The 17,536-nt window shown below is 71.0% G+C and carries 14 protein-coding genes; 8 read left to right on the top strand and 6 right to left on the bottom strand.

From position 1 onward, the window contains the following. Positions 1-61: 61 nt before the first annotated feature. Entirely contained in the window at positions 62-1,945 is a 1,884-nt protein-coding gene (locus ACE3Q8_RS13785; RefSeq protein ID WP_374470850.1) for a glycoside hydrolase family 15 protein, read from the top strand. 33 nt (positions 1,946-1,978) lie between these two features. Then, positions 1,979-2,245, top strand: a complete 267-nt coding sequence (locus tag ACE3Q8_RS13780) for a hypothetical protein (protein ID WP_374470849.1) — start codon at positions 1,979-1,981, stop codon at positions 2,243-2,245. A gap of 6 nt (positions 2,246-2,251) precedes the next feature. On the opposite strand, the gene zwf is transcribed toward ACE3Q8_RS13780, so the two are convergent. Beyond that, positions 2,252-3,715 carry a glucose-6-phosphate dehydrogenase gene (zwf, locus tag ACE3Q8_RS13775; protein ID WP_374470848.1) on the bottom strand — a complete coding sequence of 488 codons (1,464 nt, stop codon included), beginning with the start codon at positions 3,713-3,715 and terminating at the stop codon, positions 2,252-2,254. 164 nt (positions 3,716-3,879) lie between these two features. Between zwf and otsB the strand changes: the two genes are divergently transcribed. From otsB to ACE3Q8_RS13755, 4 genes are read left to right on the top strand one after another with little or no spacing between them, the layout of a single operon-like run. Further along, positions 3,880-4,629, top strand: coding sequence for a trehalose-phosphatase (gene otsB / locus ACE3Q8_RS13770; RefSeq protein WP_374470847.1), 750 nt, complete (start codon positions 3,880-3,882; stop codon positions 4,627-4,629). Next, on the top strand, positions 4,626-6,026 hold the full coding sequence (locus ACE3Q8_RS13765; protein WP_374470846.1) for a trehalose-6-phosphate synthase: 1,401 nt from the start codon (positions 4,626-4,628) through the stop codon (positions 6,024-6,026). Before otsB ends, ACE3Q8_RS13765 begins: the two co-directional genes overlap by 4 nt. A gap of 10 nt (positions 6,027-6,036) precedes the next feature. Then, positions 6,037-8,700, top strand: a complete 2,664-nt coding sequence (ligD, locus tag ACE3Q8_RS13760; RefSeq protein ID WP_374470845.1) for a DNA ligase D — start codon at positions 6,037-6,039, stop codon at positions 8,698-8,700. Between the two features lie 2 nt (positions 8,701-8,702). Next, entirely contained in the window at positions 8,703-8,855 is a 153-nt protein-coding gene (locus ACE3Q8_RS13755; RefSeq protein WP_374470844.1) for a hypothetical protein, read from the top strand. A gap of 4 nt (positions 8,856-8,859) precedes the next feature. Here the strand turns inward: ACE3Q8_RS13755 and ACE3Q8_RS13750 are convergent, their stop codons facing one another. Continuing rightward, positions 8,860-9,147, bottom strand: a complete 288-nt coding sequence (locus ACE3Q8_RS13750) for a DUF1330 domain-containing protein (RefSeq protein WP_374470843.1) — start codon at positions 9,145-9,147, stop codon at positions 8,860-8,862. A 98-nt stretch (positions 9,148-9,245) separates the two neighbouring features. Here ACE3Q8_RS13750 and ACE3Q8_RS13745 point away from each other — a divergent pair, with 98 nt between their 5' ends. After that, a complete protein-coding gene (locus tag ACE3Q8_RS13745; protein ID WP_374470842.1) occupies positions 9,246-10,151 on the top strand; it encodes an aldo/keto reductase in 906 nt (301 codons plus the stop codon). Beyond that, on the top strand, positions 10,138-11,430 hold the full coding sequence (locus ACE3Q8_RS13740) for an NTP/NDP exchange transporter (protein ID WP_374470841.1): 1,293 nt from the start codon (positions 10,138-10,140) through the stop codon (positions 11,428-11,430). The genes ACE3Q8_RS13745 and ACE3Q8_RS13740 overlap by 14 nt, the downstream gene beginning before the upstream one ends. Positions 11,431-11,434: 4 nt before the next feature. Here the strand turns inward: ACE3Q8_RS13740 and ACE3Q8_RS13735 are convergent, their stop codons facing one another. The 4 genes from ACE3Q8_RS13735 to ACE3Q8_RS13720 all read right to left on the bottom strand — a co-directional run bounded on the left by ACE3Q8_RS13735 (position 11,435) and on the right by ACE3Q8_RS13720 (position 17,529). Continuing rightward, on the bottom strand, positions 11,435-11,767 hold the full coding sequence (locus tag ACE3Q8_RS13735; RefSeq protein WP_374470840.1) for a hypothetical protein: 333 nt from the start codon (positions 11,765-11,767) through the stop codon (positions 11,435-11,437). Positions 11,768-11,799: 32 nt separating this feature from the next. After that, positions 11,800-12,687, bottom strand: a complete 888-nt coding sequence (locus tag ACE3Q8_RS13730) for a Ku protein (protein WP_374470839.1) — start codon at positions 12,685-12,687, stop codon at positions 11,800-11,802. A gap of 82 nt (positions 12,688-12,769) precedes the next feature. After that, positions 12,770-14,266: a carboxylesterase/lipase family protein gene (locus tag ACE3Q8_RS13725; RefSeq protein ID WP_374470838.1), complete on the bottom strand. Its 1,497-nt coding sequence runs from the start codon at positions 14,264-14,266 to the stop codon at positions 12,770-12,772. Positions 14,267-14,319: 53 nt separating this feature from the next. Beyond that, positions 14,320-17,529: an error-prone DNA polymerase gene (locus tag ACE3Q8_RS13720; RefSeq protein WP_374470837.1), complete on the bottom strand. Its 3,210-nt coding sequence runs from the start codon at positions 17,527-17,529 to the stop codon at positions 14,320-14,322. Between the last annotated feature and the right edge of the window lie 7 nt (positions 17,530-17,536).

Below are 17,536 nucleotides of genomic sequence, written 5' to 3'. Positions count from 1 at the left end.
CGAGCGGAAACCGGGGCGCTCCGCCCGCCAGCGCGAACCATCACAACGAGGGACCCACAGCTTGGCCCAGAACCTGGACCTGTTCCCGATCGGCAACTGCACCGCGAGCGCCCTGATCGACCGGGCCGGCCGCTTCGTGTGGGCCTGCGTGCCCCGGGTGGACGGCGACCCGTTCTTCTCGGGCCTGCTGAGCGGGCGCGACGCCGGCGACGAGATCGCCCGCGGCGTCTGGGACATCCAGGCCGAGGAGCAGGCGGAGGTCCGCCAGGGCTACCTGCGCAACACGCCCATCCTGCGCACGGAGATCTCCGACCGATCCGGCGCGCGGTTCGAGATCCTCGACTTCTGTCCGAGATACCGGCAGTTCGGCCGGGTCTACCGACCCATCGCCTTCATCCGGCTGATCCGGCCGCTGTGGGGCACGCCCAGGATCCGCATCCGGCTGCGCCCCACCGCCAACTATGGCGAGCACGATCCGCCCGTGACGGTGGGCTCGAACCACATGCGGTTCATCACGCCCGAGGCGACGCTGCGGCTCACCACCGACTGCCCGATCAGCCACATCAAGGAGGAGCGGACGTTTCGGCTGGAGGAGCCGATCGCCATGTTCCTGGGACCCGACGAAGGCTTCGACGCCGACGTGGCGACCACCACCGCGCGCATGCTGCGCGAGACCACCGACTACTGGCGGAGCTGGGTCCGGACGCTGTCGGTGCCGCTGGAATGGCAGGAGGCGGTGATCCGCGCGGCGATCACCCTCAAGCTCTGCGCCTACGAAGAGACCGGGGCCATCGTGGCCGCCCTGACCACCTCCGTCCCCGAGCACGCCGACGAGACCGGCCAGGCGCGTAACTGGGACTATCGCTACTGCTGGCTGCGCGACGCCTACTACGTGGTCCAGGCGCTGAACCGCCTGGGCGCGGCGGACATGCTGGAGAACTACCTCGTCTACCTCCGCAACCTGGTGGACCAGGCCCGCAAGGGCGACCAGGCGCCGGTCTACGGCGCCGCCGGGGCCGGCGGCCTCGGGCCCGCGGTGGTGGTGGACTCCGCGCGCGCCGGCCACGTGCAGCCGGTCTACGGCGTGGGGCTGGAGCCGGTGCTGACCGAGTGGATCGCCCCGCACCTGCCGGGCTACCGCGGCATGGGGCCGGTGCGTGTGGGCAACCAGGCGCACGAGCACCTGCAGCACGACGTGTACGGCCAGATCATCCTGTCGACCGTGCAGGCCTTCTTCGACGAGCGCCTGTTCCGGCCGGCGACGGTGGACGACTTCCGGGCGCTGGAGCCGATCGGCGAGCGGGCGTTCGAACTGCACGACAAGCCGGACGCCAGCCTCTGGGAGTTCCGTGGCCGGGAGGCGGTGCACACCTATTCGTCGGTGATGTGCTGGGCGGCCTGCGACCGGCTGGGCAACGCCGCCGAGAAGCTCGGCCTGGCCGACCGCGCCCGGTACTGGAACGCGCGCGCCGCCCAGGTGCGCGAAACCATCGAGAGCAAGGCCTGGAACGCAGAGCTCGGGCGCTATGCGGCGACCTTCGGCGGCGACGAGCTCGACGCCTCGCTGCTGCAGCTCATCGACGTGCGCTTCACCTCCCCGGACGACCCGCGGATGCAGGCCACCATGGCGGCGGTGGAGGCGGGGCTGCGGCGCGGCCCGTTCATGCTCCGCTACGCCATCCCCGACGATTTCGGCGAGCCGAAGACGGCGTTCAACTTCTGCACCTTCTGGCTGATCGAGGCCCTGCACCTGTCGGGCCGCACGGAGGAGGCGCGCGCCCTCTTCGAGCAGATGCTGGACCGGCGCACGGCCGCCGGCCTGCTCTCCGAGGACATCTCCTTCGCGGGCGACGAGCTCTGGGGCAACTACCCGCAGACCTATTCCCTGGTCGGCCTGATCAACTGCGCGACCCTGCTGTCCAGGCCCTGGACCAGCGTGCGCTAGGGAACCTTCGCTGCGGTTCCGCGTCCACAGCGCATGACGGATTACTCGCAAGGCCACGGGAGCCCCGAGGAGCTGCGCGCCGCGGCGGAGGCCGCCGACGCCCTGATCAGCCGCATCCAGGACCGGGTGGCGGACCACCTGTCGAAGACCGGCGAGATCGACGAGAAGGAGGCGTTCTACGAGATCGTCGAGATGCTCGAGACCTCGCAGGAGATCACCAAGCTGCGCATGGCGCTGGGCCAGGACCCGCACCGGTTCGGCGAGCCGACGCCCTACGCCGCCGGCGACAACACGGGCTGACCAGCCTCAGTCGTACCAGGCGCGTTCGGAGCGCTCGATGAGGGCGAATGCCCCGGCCGGGCCCCAGGAGCCGGCGGCGTAGGGCTTGGGCGCCATGCCGGCTTCCTTCCAGGCCTGCGCGACGCCGTCGACCCAGCGCCAGGCCTCCTCCACCTCGTCGCGGCGGACGAACAGGGTGGAGTTGCCGACGATCACGTCCAGCAGCAGCCGCTCGTAGGCGATGCGCCGCCGGGCCCCCGGGCCCTCGTAGGCCTTCATCAGCGACAGCGACAGCGGCAGGGACTGCAGGCGGATGCCGCCCTGGGCGATGCCAGGCGCCTTGTTCATGAGGAGCAGCTCGATGTCCTCGTCCGGCTGCAGGTCGATGACCAGCCGGTTGGCGGTGAGGTCGTCCTTGGCCGCGCCGCCGAAGATCGAGTGCGGCACGCCCTTGAACTGGATGGCGATCTGGGTCCGCCGCTCGGGCAGCCGCTTGCCGGTGCGCAGGAAGAACGGGACTCCGGCCCAGCGCCAGTTGTCGATGTCGGCCCGCAGCGCCACGAAGGTCTCGGTGTCGGAGGGCTGGCCGCGCTCCTGCTCGTAGCCGCCGACCTGCTTCCCGCCGACCACGCCGGGGGTGTACTGGCCGCGGATCGAGGCGCTCTGGGCGTCCGCGCGGGTGAAGCGGCGCAGCGAACGCAGCACCTTCACCTTCTCGTTGCGCACGGACTCGGGGTCGAGGTCGGCCGGCGGCTCCATGGCCACCAGACAGAGGAGCTGCAGCATGTGGTTCTGCAGCATGTCGCGGAGCGCGCCGTACTCGTCGTAGTAGGGCCAGCGCTCGCCCACCCCTTCCGTCTCGGCGACCGTGATCTGCACGTGGTCGACGGTGAGGTTGTTCCACAGCGGCTCGAACAGGGTGTTGGCGAAGCGGAGCGCGATCAGGTTCTGGACCGTCTCCTTGCCGAGGTAGTGGTCGATCCGGAAGATCCGCTCCTCGTCGAAGACCGCGCCCACCGAAACGTTGATGACCTTCGAGGATTCGAGGTCCCGGCCGATGGGCTTTTCCAGGACGATCCGGCTGTCGTCGCCGGCCAGTCCGGCCGCCGCGAGCGCCACGCAGACCCGGCCGTAGAGGCTGGGCGAGAGCGCCAGGTAGAAGATCGGCGCGCGCGAGCCCGCAAGGTGCGGCTTCAGCAGCGCGGCGCCTTCCTCGGTGGTGGCGTCGGCGGCGACGTACTCCACGCGCCAGGCGAACCGCTTCCAGACCGCCTCGTCGAGGCCCTCCGGCCGGGCGGCGAGGTCGGCGCGCATCATGTCGAGGAAACCGTCGCGGGTCATCTCGGTGCGGGCGGTGGCCACCACCTTGAAGCCGTCGGGCAGGAAGCCGTCGGAGTCCAGGAAGTAGAGCGAGGGCAGGAGCATGCGCCGGGCGAGATCCCCCGCGCCGCCGAACAGCACGATCACATCGGCCTGCGGCGTTCCAGCCATCGTTCGGCGCCTCTCGTTACGTCAGGTTCAGGAGGGGCGCATAGCGACGATTGGCGAAGGAAACGTCAAGGCCGTTCGGGCGTTGAAGCCTCGGACGGGAGACCTCGCGCGGATCGCGGGGCGCCGTTGCGCGTAATCCTGCCCACGGGGGCGTCGGCGTTTTCATGACCATCGAGGACCTCACCATCGCGCTTCCGTCGCCCAAGCCGCTGCTGCTCAGGGACGCCGCGCTGTTCCTCGACCTGGACGGAACCCTCGCGCCGATCGCCGCCCGGCCACAGGACGTGCGCCCGGACAGTCGCCGGACCCGGCTCGTGGAGCGCCTGACCGACGCCATGGACGGCCGGCTGGCGGTGGTCAGCGGCCGCACCCTGGCCGACGTGGACCGCATCCTGGAGGCCCGGGTGACCTCCGTGGCGGCGGTGCACGGCCTCGTCCGCCGCGAGCCCGACGGCCGCACCCAGGAGGCCGCGCCGCACGCCGGGCTGCCCGCCGCGGCCGCCCGCTTCCGCGATTTCGCCGGCCGCGACTCCGGGCTGATCGTCGAGGAGAAGGGGCTGAGCGTCGCCCTCCACTACCGCCTCGCCCGCTCCCACGCCGCGGCCGCCCAGCGGCTGGCCGAGGAGATCGCCGAGGAGACCGGCCTGACCCTCCAGCACGGCGACATGGTCGAGGAGCTGCGCACGCCGGGTCCGACCAAGGGCGACAGCGTCCGCGCCTTCCTGGGCCAGGCGCCGTTCGCCGGTCACCGGCCGATCTTCATCGGGGACGACGCCACCGACGAGCACGGCTTCGAGGCAGTGCAGGCGGCCGGCGGCGTCGGGATCCTCGTAGGCCCGCCCCGGGAGACGGCCGCCAGCTTCCGCCTGCTGGGCGTCGACGAAGTGCTGGACTGGCTCGAGGCCGCCCTGTGAGCCGGCTCATCGTCATCTCCAACCGCGTCCAGCCGCCCTCCGGCAAGGGCGACGAGAGCGTCGGCGGCCTGGCCATGGCGCTGGCCGCGGCGCTGCGCGAGTACTCGGGCCTGTGGTTCGGCTGGAGCGGCAAGACCACGCCGCAGTTCACCGGCCAGCTCGCCATGCAGAAGATCGACGGGGTGACGGTCGCCACCATCGACCTCGAGGAGACCGACTACGACGAGTACTACAATGGCTACGCCAACAAGACGCTGTGGCCGCTGTTCCACTACCGCACCGACCTGACGGCCTACGACCGGGCCTACGGCGAGGGCTACCACCGGGTGAACTGCCGGTTCGCCGAGACGCTGCGGCCGCTGGTGGAGCCGGACGACCTGATCTGGGTGCACGACTACCACCTGATCCCGCTGGCGCGGGAGCTGCGCAGGCTCGGGCTGAAGAACCGGATGGGCTTCTTCCTGCACGTGCCCTGGCCGGCGCACCAGTTGATGACCACCCTGCCCGGCCACCGTCAGCTCGTGCAGGCGATGTTCGACTACGACCTCGTCGGCTTCCAGACCACCGAGTTCAGGCAGGCCTTCGAGGAGTACGTGCTGGCCGAGGCCGAGGGCGAACAGCTCGCGCCCGGCTGCCTCAAGGCGTTCGGCCGGACCCTGCGGGTCGGCGCCTTCCCGATCGGCATCGACGCCCCGGACTTCGCGCGGATGGTTCGCTCCCCCAAGGCCGGGCGGATGCGGGACATCATGACCGCCTGCACCGTGTTCCGGCGGCTGATCGTCGGCGTCGACCGGCTGGACTACTCCAAGGGGCTGGAGGAGCGGTTCCTCGGCTTCGAGCGGCTGCTGGCCGACAATCCGGACCTCCGCCGCGAGGTCCTGATGCTGCAGATCGCCCCCGTCAGCCGCGAGGGCGTGGAGGCTTATCAGGAGATCCGCGCCCGCCTTGACGCCCTGTCGGGCCGGATCAACGGCGAGTTCGCCGACGTGGACTGGCAGCCGTTCCGCTATGTGAACAAGAACTACCGCCGCGACGAGCTGGCCGGGATCTACTCCGTGGCCCGGGTGGGGCTGGTGACGCCGCTGCGGGACGGGATGAACCTTGTGGCCAAGGAGTTCGTGGCGGCGCAGAACCCGGAGGATCCGGGGGTGCTGATCCTGTCGCGTTTCGCCGGCGCCGCGCGGCAGCTCAAGGAAGCCCTGCTGGTCAATCCGAACAGCCCCGAGGAGCTGGCCGACGCCATGAAGCGGGCGCTGGCCATGGACAAGGAGGAGCGAATCCGCCGCTGGCGCGCTCTCTTCGACAACATCCAGCGCGAGGACGTCACCGCCTGGCGCGATGCGTTCGTGAGCGAGCTCGCCGGGCTGGAGCCCGCACGGACCGCGCTGGCCAGCTAAGGAGCGCGCGTTGGCGGACAAGAAGCTCGCCCGGTACCAGTCGATGCGGGACTTCTCCCAGACCGAGGAGCCCAGCGGCGACGAGCCGGTGAAGCCGTCGAACCGCCTGCGGTTCGTCATCCAGAAGCACGCCGCCACCCGCCTGCACTTCGACTTCCGGCTGGAGCTGGACGGGGTGTTCAAGTCCTGGGCGGTGACCAAGGGCCCGTCGCTGAACCCCGCCGACCGGCGCCTGGCGGTGGAGGTCGAAGACCACCCGCTCGACTACGGCGACTTCGAGGGCACCATCCCCAAGGGGCAGTACGGCGGCGGCTCGGTGATGCTGTGGGACCGCGGCTATTGGGAGCCCGAGGGCGACCCCCACGCCATGCTGAAGAAGGGCGACTTCAAGTTCCGCCTCGAGGGCGAGCGGCTGCAGGGCAGCTTCGTCCTCGTTCGGATGAAGAAGCGCGACTTCGAGAAGAAGGAGAACTGGCTCCTCATCAAGCACCACGACGGCCACGAACTGGACGTGGCGGGGCCGGTGGAGACCGAGCTCAACTCGGTGGCCTCGGGCCGGACGATGGAGGAGATCGCCGCCGGCAAGGGCAAGGGGCCGAAGCCGTTCATGAAGGCCGGCCGCGCCCGGGCTTCGGCCAAGGACGTCTGGCAGTCGAACCGCGCCGAGACGGAGGCCGCGAAGGGCGCGCCGAAGCCCGCGAAGAAGGCGGCGGCCCTGAAGGCTGCGCCGCCCCCGAAGCTCAAGGCCGCCGCCCTGCCGGGGTTCGTGGCGCCGGTGCTGGCCAAGTCGGTGGACCGGCCGCCCCCGGGCGCCGGTTGGGGCCACGAGATCAAATTCGACGGCTATCGCCTGCAGCTTCGGGTCGAGGACGGCAAGGCGCAGATCAAGACCCGCTCGGGCCTGGACTGGACGGCGAAGTTCAAGGAGATCGCCGCCGACGGGGCGCACCTGCCGGATGGACTCTACGACGGCGAGGCCTGCGCCCTGGACCACAACGGCTCGCCCGACTTCCCCGCCCTGCAGGCGGCCCTGTCGGACGGCAAGACGGCCAACCTGATCTACTTCGTCTTCGACGCCCTGTTCGTCGACGGCCAGGACCTGCGGAACCTCCCCTTGAGGGATCGCAAGGCCAGGCTCCGGCAGGTGGTGCAGGCTGCGGGCAAGAAGGTCGAGAAGCGCGTCCGCTACGTCGACCACTTCGAGACCGCCGGAGACGCCGTGCTGCAGTCCGCGTGCCGCATGTCCCTCGAAGGGATCGTGTCGAAGAAGCTGGACAGCCCCTACCGGTCCGGCCGCGGTGGGGACTGGGTGAAGTCCAAGTGCCGGGCGGGCCACGAGGTGGTGATCGGCGGATGGACCGGCGAGGCGGGCCAGCTCCGCTCCCTGCTGGTGGGCGTCTACCGCGAGGACAAGCTCGTCTATGTGGGCCGGGTCGGCACCGGCTTCGGCCGGGACAAGGTCGCCCGCGTGCTGCCGCGGCTGCAGGCGGTGGAGAGCGAGAAGAGCCCGTTCACCGGCCCCGGCGCGCCGCGCAAGGAGGCCAACGTCCACTGGGCGGAGCCGGAGCTGGTGGCCGAGATCGAGTTCGCGGGCTTCACCGGCGGCGGCATGGTCCGCCAGGGCGCCTTCAAGGCGCTGCGCGAGGACAAGCCCGCTCAGGAGGTGGAGGCCGAGACGCCGGCCCCGCTGAGCACCGAACTGCCTGATCCCGCGCCTGCGAAGGCCAAGGCGGCTCCGAAGCCGAAGACCGGCGCCAGGGCCGCCGCGAAAGCCGACCCGGTGGTGATGGGCGTGCTGCTGTCCAACCCCGACAAGGCGCTCTGGCCGGACGGCGGCGACGGCAAGCCGGTGACCAAGCTCGACCTCGCCCGCTACCTCGAGACGGTGGGCCCCTGGATGATGCCGCACATCAAGGGCCGGCCCTGCTCGATCATCCGCATGCCGGACGGCATCGACGGCGACCAGCGGTTCTTCCAGCGCCACGCCGGCAAGGGCTCGTCCAGCCTGATCACCGAGGTGCAGGTGTTCGGCGACCACAAGCCCTACCTCCAGCTCGACCGGATCGAGGCGCTCGCGGCCATGGCCCAGATCGGCGCGGTGGAATACCACCCGTGGAACTGCCAGCCCTTCCAGCCGGAGGTGCCGGGTCGTCTGGTCTTCGACCTCGACCCCGACGAGGACATCCCCTTCGAGCGGGTCATCGAGGGCGCCCTGCGGGTGAAGGACAAGCTGGAGCAGCTCGGTCTCGTGCCGTTCTGCAAGACCACCGGCGGCAAGGGCCTGCACGTGGTCACCCCGCTCAAGGACGGGAAGGGCAAGATGGACTGGCCCACCGCCAAGAAGTTCGCCCAGGACGTCTGCCTGGCCATCGCCGCCGAAGAACCGGCCAAGTACGTGGTCAACATGGCCAAGGCCAAGCGGGTCGGCCGGATCTTCCTGGACTACCTGCGCAACGACCGGATGAGCACGGCGGTGGCCCCGCTCTCGCCGCGCGGGCGGCCGGGCGCGCCGGTCTCCTTCCCCCTCACCTGGGACCAGGTGAAGCCGGGGCTGAACCCCAAGGGCTGGACCATCCGCACGGCGCCGGCGCTCTTGAAGAAGACCAAGGCCTGGGCCGACTATTTCGACAGCGAGCGGCCGCTTGAGCCCGCGATCCGGAAGCTGAGGGGCTGAAGATGGGCAAGTGGATCGGAATCCTGCTGGCGGTGATCGTCGCCTGCGTGGTGGTGGGCTTCCTCGTGGACGCCATCCGCGTACTGGCCTGGGCGGCGGTGGTGGTGCTGGCGGTGATCCTGGCCTTCCAGCTCCTGATGAAGAAGAAGACCTGAGGCCTCAGGCCCCTTCCACGATGAACACCCGCGAGGTGGAGGCGGCGTTCCGGATGCCGAGGATCGCGCCGTACTCCGGCGAGTTGCGCCAGGCCCGCGCCTGCGCCATCGACGGGAACTCCACGATCACGATCCGGCCGGTGGGCGGCTCACCGTCCACCGCCTCCACCGCGCCGCCCCGAACGAGGAAGCGGCCGCCGTACTTGGCCAGCGTCTCTGGCACCCCCGCCGCATAGGTGCGGTAGGTCTCCGGATCGGTGACGGTGATCTCGTTTACGACGTAGGCGGTCATTTCGGCCTCGGGCGGTGTTGCAAGTCGGCGAAGGTCCGACACATGCTCGCGATTTCCAACCGCTTTGCTGCGTTCGTCGAACATCAGGAGCCGACGCCATGTCCGCCACACGCCGCAGTGTCCTCGCCGCCGCCGCGGCCGCCGCCCTGCCGATCCCAGCGCTCGCCCAGGCCGGCGGACTGATCACCAAGCCGATCCCCTCGAGCGGCGAGCGCCTGCCGGTGATCGGCGTAGGCACCGCCCGGCGCTACGACGCCGCCCCAGGCGAGGCCGAGCGCGCGCCGCTGCGCGCCACCCTGAAGCGCTTCCACGAGCTGGGCGGCAGGGTGATCGACACCGCCCCCTCCTACGGACAGGCCGAGCTGGTGGTGGGAGAGCTGGTCTCCGAGCTGAAGATCCGTCCCGGCCTGTTCCTGGCCACGAAGGTCGGGGCCGACAGCAAGGAGGCGGGGCGCGCGCAGATCGAGGCCTCGTTCCAGAAGCTCAGGACGGACAAGATCGACCTGATCGCGGTGCATAATCTGCGCGATACGGCCAACCAGCTCGCCACCCTGCGCGAGCTGAAACAGGGTGGCCGCATCCGCTACGTCGGAGCCACCACCTCCGTCGACAGCCAGTACGCCGACTTCGAGGCGATGATGCGCCGCGAGACCCTGGACGTGGTGCAGGTGGACTACGCGCTGGACAACCGTGGCTCGGCCGACCGCATCCTGCCGCTCGCCCGCGACCGCGGAATGGCGGCGTGGGTGAACCTGCCGTTCGGCCGCGGACGCCTGTTCCAGGCCACCCAGGGCCGGCCCCTGCCCGACTGGGCCAGGGAGATCGACTGCACGACCTGGGCCCAGGTGTTCCTCAAGTACGTGGTCTCCCACCCCGCGGTGACCTGCGCTGTGCCGGGCATGGCCCAGGCCCGCTATGTGGACGACAACCTCGGAGCCGCCCGCGGCCGCCTGCCCGACGCCGCGCTGCGGACCCGTATGGAGCAGTTCATTGACGGCCTCTGAGGCGCCGCGCCGGCGGGGCGTCCCCGCCGCCCTCTCGCGTCTGGTGGTCGCCGAGCCGGAGGAAGTCCCCGCCGTCATCGCGGGCTTCCTGCTCTTCTTCCTGCTGTTCACCGGCTACTTCATGCTGCGCCCGGTCCGCGAGACGATGGGCGTGGCCGGCGGCGTCGATAACCTCCAGTGGCTGTTCACCGGCACCTTCGTGGTCACTCTGCTGGTGACGCCTCTTTACGGCTGGGTGACCCGGGCCGTGCCGCGGGAGCGGCTGCTGCCGGTCTGCTATCTGTTCTTCGCCGCCAGCTTCGCGGCCTTCGCATTCGGCATCTGGCGGGCCGCCGACGACGTCTGGCTGGGGCGCGGCTTCTACGTCTGGCTGTCGATGTTCACCCTCTTCGTGGTGTCGATCGGCTGGAGCTTCATGGCCGACGTGATACGGCCGGGGCAGGCCAAGCGCCTGTTCGGCCAGGTGGCGGCCGGCTCGAGCCTGGGCGGCCTGACCGGGCCGCTGGTGAGTGGCCTGCTGGTCGGCCATGTGGGCCACGCGGGCTTGCTGCTGATCTCGGCCGGCCTGCTCGTCGCCTGCCTCGCGCCGGTGCGCTACCTGCTGGCCTGGCGCGCCCGACAGCCCGAAGAGGCGCAGGAGGCGCGGGCGGCGTCCCGCCCCATCGGCGGCGGGGTGCTGGCGGGGCTGACGCTGATCGCGCGCTCGCCCTACCTGATCGGCGTCTCGGTCTTCGTTCTGCTGCTGACGGCTGTGACCACCTTCCTCTACTTCGAGCAGGCGAGGCTGGTGGAGGTGACCTTCCCCGACCGCACCCGTCAGACGCAGGTGTTCGCCGCGATCGACGTGGCGGTGCAGAGCCTGACCATCTTCATCCAGATCTTCCTGACCGGGCGGCTGACCAGGAGGCTCGGCGTGACCGTCCTGCTGACCCTGGTGCCGGTGCTGATGGTGGCGGGCTTCGGCCTGCTGGCGGCGGCGGCGGCCTTTCCGGTGCTGGCCGGGGTGATGATCCTGCGGCGGGTGGGCGAATACGCCCTGGTCCGGCCGGGCCGGGAGATGCTGTTCACCAGCGTCGACAACGAGACCAAGTACAAGGCCAAGAACGCCATCGACACGGTGGTCTACCGCGGCGGCGACGTCCTGAGCGCCTGGCTGAACACCGCCGTGGCGGCGGTGGGCTCGGGGGCTGCGGTGGCCCTGCTGGGCGCGGCCATCGCGGCGGCCTGGGCGGCCCTCGGCTTCCGCCTGGGCCGGATCCACGACCGCCGCACGGGCTGAGCCCCTAGGGGCGGGTGGTCGTGCCGCCGCCCGTCGGGGCGTCGTTGGTGGTGTTGCCAGCGCCGCTCGCGGCCGAGTCGTTGGCGTTCGCGCCGGTGGAGCCGGGGCCGAGCGAGCCGGTCTCGGCGGGAACGCCCACCTCGCCCGCGCCGCCGGCCTCGCCGCCGGCGCCCGTGTCGCGGCCGGTGTCGGCGCCGCCGACCGTGCCCGGCGCCATGGCGGTGCCCGCATCGCCCGGAGCGGTGGCTCCGTCGGCGTTCTGGGGCGAGCGGTCGCACGCGGCGAGCAGGCCGGCCAGCGACAGGGCCGCGGCCGTGGTGAGCAGGGTCTTCCTCATCTTGTCGTCTCCCGTTTCGAAAGAGGTCGTGGTCAGGCGCGCTTCTTGGCGGGCGCCTTCTTGGCCGCGGGCTTGGTGGTCGTCTTCTTGGCGGCGGTGCGACCGGCGGCGCTCTTGGCGGCCGGCTTGCGGCGCTCGCCCCCGCCGGCCGTCTGGCCCAGGCTGCGGCGCAGCGCCTCCATGAGGTCGATGACCTCCGCCTCCTGCGGCTGCTGCGGGGCGGTGACCGAGGCGCCCTTCTCCTTCTCCTTGATCAGGGCCCGCAGCGCGTCCTCGTAGCGGTCGTTGAACTGGCTGGGGTCGAAGGGGCCTTCGAGCTGGTCGATGATCTTCGCCGCGATGTCGATCATCGCGGCCGGCGGCTTCGCCTCGGGGATGTTCGCGAAGATGTCCTCGGGCTTCTTCACCTCGCGGTTGTTGCGGATGGTGTAGGCCAGGATGCCGCGGTCCCGCGGCTCCAGCGCCATCAGCCGCTCGCGCTGGTGCATGACCAGACGGCCGAGCGCCACGCGTCCCTCCTTGCGCATGGCCTCGCGGATGACCGCGAAGGCCTCCACGGCCATGTCGCCGTCGGGGGCCAGGAAGTAGGGGTCGTTCCAGTAGAGCCGGTCGATCTCGTCCTCGCCGACGAACCGCTCGATGTCGAGGGTGCGGGTGGTCGACAGGCGGACCGACTTGATCTCCTCGTCGGTGATGACGACGTAGCGGCCCTTCTCGATCTCGTAGCCCTTGACGATGTCCGAGCGCTCCACCGGCCCGGTCTCCGGATCCGTGGGGATCATCCGGATCCGGTTATGGGTGTCCTTGTGCAGCATGTTGAAGTGCACCTCGCCGGTGCGCGAGGTGGCCGTGTAGAGCGCCACCGGGCAGCTCACGAGGCTGAGGCGCAGGTAGCCCTGCCAGGTCGGTCGGGTGGCCATAACGGTCTCCGGATCCCCAAGGTCGAGATTCGGAGAACGCGCCGCTTGGCGAATCAGTTCGGCCGCCGCGGCGAGCCTTCGTCTAGCGGTCGGCGAGACCCAGCGTCGGAAGCGCGATCGCCTGCTGCGCGTCGAGGCGGGTCTTTCGGAAGTTGGTCCGCACGCCGCTGTCCGTGCCGAACGCCATGAGCTGGTCGGCCGTGGGCTGGTAGGCCGGCCAGGCGGGCTCGCCGCACCTGGGCGCCGACGTCTTGGCGAAGCTCACCCAGCAGGCGTGCATCAGCGTCGCGATTCTCCGGTCCTCGTCGGAGACCACGCTCATCGGCGTGCGCCGGCCCCAGTACTCGAACACATAGGGGATCTCGGCGGCATGGGCGGCGCTCGTCACCGCCGGGCGCATGCGGGTGGCGACGTAGGAGAAGTGGTAGAGGAAGGCCGGTTGCCCCGGCGCGGCCTTCGCCGCCACCCAGCGGGCCGGGGCGGTGAAGATCCGGTCGGTGAACAGGGCGCGGGCCAGGGCTTCGTCGCCGGCGGCGGCCTCCTCCTTGTAGAGCGCGCGGGCGATCGGCGGGATCTGCGCCAGGCGGCTGGCCGGCAGCGGGCCGGGACCCATCAGGGAGTCCTCGCCGGAGTTGGAGCCGACGATGAGGGGCACGTCGGCGAAGCGGCCGGCGGCCAGGGCCTGGGTGGCGGTCTCGGGCAGCAGCCGGCCGTCCGGGAACGGAGCGTAGCTCATGTCCAGCGCCGCGATCGTCGCCACCGGCAGGGCGCGGAGCTCCTCGGCCGTGGCGGCCGCGACCCCGGCCTTCTGCAGGACGGCCTCGCCCTTGCGCTCCTGGTCGGCCAGGGTGGCGGGCTCGAACCAGCCCAGGCCGGACTGGACGATGGCCTTGTGGTAGAGGCCCCGCGCCTTGGGCGTGGCCAGCAGGGCCAGGGTGGACATGCCGCCGGCGCTCTCGCCGAAGACGGTGACGTTCTCCGGATCGCCCCCGAAGGCCGCGATGTTGCGCTTCACCCATTGCAGGGCGGCGATCTGGTCCATCAGGCCGAAGTTGCCGGTGGGCTCGGCCCCGGCGGCGCGGGTCAGGGCCGGGTGGGCGAAGTAGCCGAGCGCGCCCAGGCGGTAATTGATCGCCACCAGCACCACGCCGTCACGGGCGAAGTTCGAGCCGTCGTAGATCCAGCCGGCGCCCGTGCGGTGCGCGCCGCCGTGGATCCAGACCATCACCGGCGCCTTCTTCGCCGCCTGCGGCGCATAGACGTTGAGCTGCAGGCAGTCCTCGGAGGTCGGGCCATTGGCGCCCCCGGAGTTTGGCGAGCCGTCGGCGTTCATCGGCTGCGGGCAGGAGGGGCCGGCCTTGGTGGCGTCGCGCTCGCCGGTCCAGGCGGCGGCGGGACGCGGCGGCGCCCAGCGGAGCGGCCCCACCGGCGCGGCGGCGAAGGGGATGTTGCGGAAGACGTGGGCCCGGTCGGTGGCCTCGCCCACCAGGGCCCCGGTGTCGATCCTCGCCCGGACGGGCGCGGCGTACGCCACGCCGCCGGCAAGCAGCGCCGCGGCGGCGAGGATGATCCGGAGCATGGGCGAGCCTCCCGTTGTCGTTCTACGGAGCATTCGGGCGCGCCGGGGCCGGGTCAATGGAAATCCCGGCTGCGGATCAGCCGGCCGGTGACGCGGCTGCGGACCTCGGGGGCGGGGCCTTCCTCGTCGCGCATCTCGGCAAGCCGGTGCGACAGGTCGGTGAAGCGCTGGGCCACCAGGTGGATGACGTCGCCCTCCTTCTGGAGCTGGCCTTCCACGAGCAGGAAGGACGCCCCCATCACCAGCCGCCGGTTGGCCTCGAAGGCGTCCTTCCAGACCACCACGTTGGCGATGCCGGTCTCGTCCTCGAGCGTCAGGAAGACCACGCCCTTGGCGGTGCCGGGCCGCTGCCTCACCAGGACGAGGCCGCCGACGGCGGTGCGGCGGCGGTCGCGCATCCCCTTCAGCGCCTCGCAGCGCACGGCGCCCAGGGCGTCCAGGTCCCGGCGGTAGAAGGCCACGGGATGGGTGCGCAGCGACAGGCTGGTGGTGCGGTAGTCCTCGGCCACCTGCTTGGGCAGGCTCATGAAGGGGAGCTGCACCTGCTGTTCCTTCACCCCGCCGGCCAGCAGCGGAGCCTTGTCGGCGGCCCCGATCTCGTCGGCCAGGCCCTTCACCGCCCAGAGCGCGGCCCGGCGGTCGAGGCCCAGCGAGCGGAAGGCGTCGGCCTCGGCCAGCAGCTCCAGCGACCGACGCGAGAGCCCGGCGCGGAGCGCGAAGTCCTCGACGCTTGCCGCGCCCGCGGCGCGGGCCTGCGGGATTCGCTCGGCCTCCTCCTTCTTCAGCCCCTTGATCTGGCGGAAGCCCAGGCGCACCGGCCTGTGCGGCAGGCGCGGATCGTCCTTCGCCTCGAGCGTGCAGTCCCAGTCGGAGAACATGACGTCGGGGGCGCGCACCTCGACCCCGTGCTCGCGGGCGTCGCGGACTAGCTGGGCCGGCTGGTAGAAGCCCATGGGCTGGGCGTTCAGCAGGGCGGCCAGGAAGGCGTCCGGGTGCTTCCACTTCACCCAGGCCGACGCATAGACCAGCAGGGCGAAGCTGATCGCGTGGCTCTCCGGGAAGCCGTAGGAGCCGAAGCCCTCGATCTGGTGGAAGCAGCGCTGGGCGAACTCCGGATCGTAGCCGCGGGCGACCATGCCCTCGACGAATTTCACCCCGTACTCGCCGACGTTGCCGTAGTGGCGGAAGGTGGCCATGGACCGGCGCAGGCCGTCGGCGTCGGCCTCGGAGAACTTCGCCGCCTCGATGGCGATGCGCATGGCCTGCTCCTGGAAGAGCGGCACGCCGAGGGTCTTCCTGAGGATGTTGGCCAGCTCGTCGGGCCGGCCGTGGTCGGGATGCGGCGCGGGATAGGAGACCGGATCCTTGCCCTCGCGCCGCCGCAGATAGGGGTGGACCATGTCGCCCTGGATCGGTCCTGGCCGGACGATCGCCACCTCGATCACCAGGTCGTAGAACTTGTTGGGCCTCATCCTGGGCAGCATCGACATCTGCGCCCGGCTCTCCACCTGGAAGACGCCCACGGAATCGGCCCGGCTGAGCATCTCGTAGACGCCCGGCTCCTCCTGCGGGATGTGGGCGATGTCGCGGATCACCGTGCCGTCGGGCAGCGGCGGCAGCAGGTCGAAGCTCTTCTTCAGCGCCGTCAGCATGCCGAGCGCCAGCACGTCCACCTTCATCAGGCCGAGCGCATCGATGTCGTCCTTGTCCCACTCGATGAAGGTGCGGTCCTCCATGGCCGCGTTGCCGATGGGGACGGTCTCGTCGAGCCGGCGCTTGGTCAGCACATAGCCGCCCACGTGCTGGGAGAGGTGGCGCGGAAAGCCCAGCAGCTCCTGGGCCAGCGCCGTGGCCCGGCGGATCTCCGGCGCGTCGGGGTCGAGACCGGCCTGGCGGATGTGAGCGTCCGGCACCCCGTCGCCGTAGGAGCCCCAGACGGTGCCGGCGAGCGCGGCGGTGATGTCCTCGGTGAGGCCGAGCGCCTTACCCACCTGGCGGATCGCCATGCGTGGCCGGTAGTGGATGACGGTGGCGACGATGGCCGCCTTCTCCCGGCCGTAGCGGTGGTAGACGTACTGCATCACCTCCTCGCGCCGCTCGTGCTCGAAGTCGACGTCGATGTCGGGCGGCTCGCCGCGCTTCTCGGAGATGAACCGAGAGAACAGCAGGTCCTGGTCGGGTTTGGTGGGGTCGACGGCGGTGATGCCCAGGCAGAAGCAGACGCAGGAGTTGGCCGCCGAGCCGCGGCCCTGGCAGAGGATGCCCTGCTCGCGCGCCCAGCGGACGATGTCGTGGACGGTGAGGAAATAGTTCGGGAAGTCGAGCTTCTCGATCAGCTCGAGCTCGTGCGCGATCACCCGGCGCTCCTTGTCGGGTACGCCGGCCGGGAACCGCCAGGCCGCGCCCTGCCAGGTCAGGTCGCGCAGGTGCTGCATGGGGCTCTTGCCCGGCGGCACCGGCTCGTCGGGGTATTCGTAGCGGAGCTGGGAGAGGTCGAAGCCGATGCGGCCGGCAATCTCGACGCTGCGCTCCACCGCGCCCGGGAACTTCGCGAACAGGCGCGCCATCTCCTCGGGCCACTTCAGGTGGCGCTCGGCGTTGGCCTCGAGCCTGAGGCCCGCCTCCTGGAGGGTGCAGGTCTCGCGGATGCAGGTGAGCACGTCCTGCAGGGGCCGCCGCTCGGGGCCGTGGTAGAGCACGTCGTTGGTGGCCACCATGGGGGCGCCGTGCGCCTGGGCCAGGGCCGAGAGCTGCGACAGCCGCTTCAGGTCGCGGGCCCCGTAGCGCCGGGCCGCCGCCAGCCAAACGTCGGGCAGCTCGCCTGAGATGCGGCGCAGGTCGGCGGCGAAGGCCTCGTCCAGCCGCTCGGGCGGGACCACCAGCACGAGCTGGCCCTCGGCGTGGTCGAGGAGGTCGTCCCAGCGCAGCACGCACTCGCCCTTGTCGGCCCGGCGCTGGCCGAGCGTCAGCAGGCGGGTGAGCCGGCCATAGGCCTCCCGGTCGGTCGGATAGACCAGCAGGCTGGGCGTGGCGTCGGCGAAGTCCAGCCGGCAGCCGGTGAGCGCGCGGATCTGCGAGCCCCCGGCCTTCAGCTTCTCCATGGCCGACCAGGCCCGCACCACGCCGGCCAGGGTGTTGCGGTCGCAGATCCCGACGGCTTCCATGCCCAGGGCGTCGGCCCCGGCCACCAGTTCGTGCGGGTGCGACGCGCCCCGCAGGAACGAGAAGTTGGTGGTCGCCTGCAGCTCGGCGTAGCGGGTCATCTTGCGC

Origin of the sequence: Phenylobacterium sp., assembly GCF_041913825.1 — a bacterium.
In the GTDB taxonomy this organism is placed as follows: Bacteria; Pseudomonadota; Alphaproteobacteria; order Caulobacterales; family Caulobacteraceae; genus Phenylobacterium.
Note: the sequence above shows the minus strand (reverse complement) of the source record. Positions and strands in the feature narration are given on the sequence as shown.